Origin of the sequence: Brevundimonas sp. NPDC046655 (assembly GCF_044901625.1) — a bacterium.
Classification (GTDB): Bacteria; Pseudomonadota; Alphaproteobacteria; order Caulobacterales; family Caulobacteraceae; genus Brevundimonas.
Genome location: NZ_JBJDPV010000011.1, coordinates 5001 through 7500 on the forward strand (window position 1 = coordinate 5001; position 2500 = coordinate 7500).

General features: G+C 58.1%; 1 protein-coding gene, 1 tRNA gene and 2 rRNA genes (1 of these 4 running past the window's edge). All 4 read left to right on the forward strand.

What is annotated here, in order from left to right; all coding sequences use genetic code 11:
• Nucleotides 1-464 (forward strand): 23S ribosomal RNA (locus ACI2KI_RS17395) (it extends 2316 nt beyond the left edge of the window).
• Between the two features lie 121 nt (nucleotides 465-585).
• Nucleotides 586-700 (forward strand): 5S ribosomal RNA (rrf, locus tag ACI2KI_RS17400).
• A 71-nt stretch (nucleotides 701-771) separates the two neighbouring features.
• Nucleotides 772-848, forward strand: a tRNA-Met gene (locus ACI2KI_RS17405).
• Nucleotides 849-1249: 401 nt separating this feature from the next.
• Nucleotides 1250-2170: a restriction endonuclease gene (locus ACI2KI_RS17410; protein WP_404622054.1), complete on the forward strand. Its 921-nt coding sequence runs from the start codon at nucleotides 1250-1252 to the stop codon at nucleotides 2168-2170.
• The last annotated feature ends 330 nt before the right edge of the window (nucleotides 2171-2500 follow it).

The window sequence follows — 2500 nt, forward strand, 5'->3', positions numbered from 1 at the left end:
TCAACGGATAAAAGGTACTCTAGGGATAACAGGCTGATTTTGCCCAAGAGTCCATATCGACGGCAAAGTTTGGCACCTCGATGTCGGCTCATCACATCCTGGGGCTGGAGCAGGTCCCAAGGGTATGGCTGTTCGCCATTTAAAGTGGTACGTGAGCTGGGTTCAGAACGTCGTGAGACAGTTTGGTCCCTATCTGCCGTGGGTGTTCGAAGCTTGAGAGGATCTGTCCCTAGTACGAGAGGACCGGGATGGACATACCTCTGGTGGACCTGTCATGGCGCCAGCCGTGCAGCAGGGTAGCTAAGTATGGAATAGATAACCGCTGAAAGCATCTAAGCGGGAAACTAACCTCAAAACAAGGCTTCGCTGAGGATCGTGGAAGACTACCACGTTGATAGGCCAGGTGTGGAAGCGCGGTGACGCGTGAAGCTTACTGGTACTAATAATCCGATCGGCTTGATCGTTTCTCAGCAAAACTCATTCGGTTCTACTTGCCGATAAATATACGCGACGATGTCTTCTTTATTGTTTGGGCTAACGCACATTCGTGCTGCTTCAGCCCGAACTTCTTGTGTGTCTGGTTGACCCCGTGGCTATGTCGGAGGTTCCACACCCGATCCCATTCCGAACTCGGTCGTTAAGCCCTCCAGAGCCAATGGTACTTCGTCTCAAGGCGCGGGAGAGTAGGTCGCCGCGGGGTCTACCAGATACACAAGAACAAGCCGTCCCAAGGACTGTCTTCGAACCCTTCTTCCTCACACACCGCCTTGCCGCGGGATGGAGCAGCCCGGTAGCTCGTCAGGCTCATAACCTGAAGGTCGCAGGTTCAAATCCTGCTCCCGCACCCAAGATTTTAACCCGCTATTCCAATCGGATAGCGGGTTTTTCTTTGTCCAAATTCCAGCGCTCAAATTCCCCCGTGGAAGCCTCGTGGAAGCGCTCGGCGTGATAATCTAGGCGGGTATGGCTTTGATCACGATGTAGAGAGGCCGATGCTGACGGACGATTGCCGAGCGGAAACTTAGATGCAACGCCTCGCGCACCCGTAGAGACTCTGACGACTGAACCCCCTATCGACCATGCAGACGCGGCGGACATGTTCTCACTGTTCGACATTTACCGTTATGACTTCTTGAACCGTTGTTCGCCGGGAGAAGCGATGACCATGCCCGAACAACGCGATCGCTATGACCGCCGCCCGGGTTTCCCAATTTGCAATGTGCTTGTCCGGCTAACCGTGTGATCCTAAATGGATCTCATGTCGAGCGCTCCTGAGATGCCGCTGGATCTTCGCCTGCTGATGCAAGAATGCATTCTGGCGTTGTTCTGGCCCAAGAAGAAAATTGCCGAGTTTCTGTTGAGCGTGGGAGCGCCTGCGGGGCTAGTCGCCGCGTCGGATGCGACGACGACCCGCTACGAACTGGTCGCGGACGTGTTCTCCAAGTTGAGCGCGCGTCCGGATCGAGGCTTCGTGGCGTTTCAGACCATGCTCGACCGGCTGTCGAATTGGACCCATTTCGACAGCTATTACTTCGACACCCTGAAAAAGCTGGATCGCGCCCAAGCTCAGGCCTGCATTGCCGGGCTGAAGGCAGCGGTATCGAAGCGGAATGACGCGACCGAGCGACGACGCACAGCCGCGGAAACGAGCCAGAGGAAGCGGAGGACGACCGCCGACCTCGGCGCGCTGAAGGCGGCATTCGGTAAGCTGTTCGGAACCTCGATGACCCCGCAGGCTCGCGGCTATTTGTTCGAATCATTTCTCAAACAGTTGTTCGACGGGCATGGCGTCGTCATGGGCGAGCCCTTTAGCCTCGTGGGCGAACAGATCGACGGGACGTTCAAGTTCGAGGGCGAGAACTATGTGGTGGAAGCCAAATGGCTCGACGCCGCCGCCAGCACCGGCGACCTCTACAAGTTCGCTCACAAGGTAGACGGAAAGATGTATGGGCGCGGGCTGTTCGTTTCGGTGAACGGCTTCTCTGATCCCGGTCTCGAGGCGATCGTTCGCGGCAAGCACATCAAGACCATACTGGTCGACGGCGAAGATTTGTCGGCCGTGCTCGAAGATCGCCTGACCTTGTTGGAGATGCTGGATTACAAGATCCGCACTGCCCAGACTCGAGGCGATGTCTACGTCTGTGCCCTGCGCCACGCGAGCAAGATTTGATCCGCCTTGGCGCTGGGGCGGATGCGCTCGTCGCCGCCCCTGTTCGAGATCACCAGAAATCGCTCGTCCGTTGGGAACCAGCTCAGGGCCTCTATGGCGTTGGCGGTCGAGGTCGTCAGGGCGGCGTATGCGTTGAACGCGCCCGACGGGTCGCTGGAGCACGAAGCGGCCTTCGGGAGAAAGGGCGAGGCCGGAGTTGCCGGCGAGCCGGTGGCTGCAGATGGCGGGTCTGGAGGCCTCCGCCTCGGCGACTGGGGTGGCGGCGACCGCGGGTCCTGCAGTCAGGGCCAGGACGAGGTTAGACGCCAGGCATGCGGAAAGGCGCGCTGG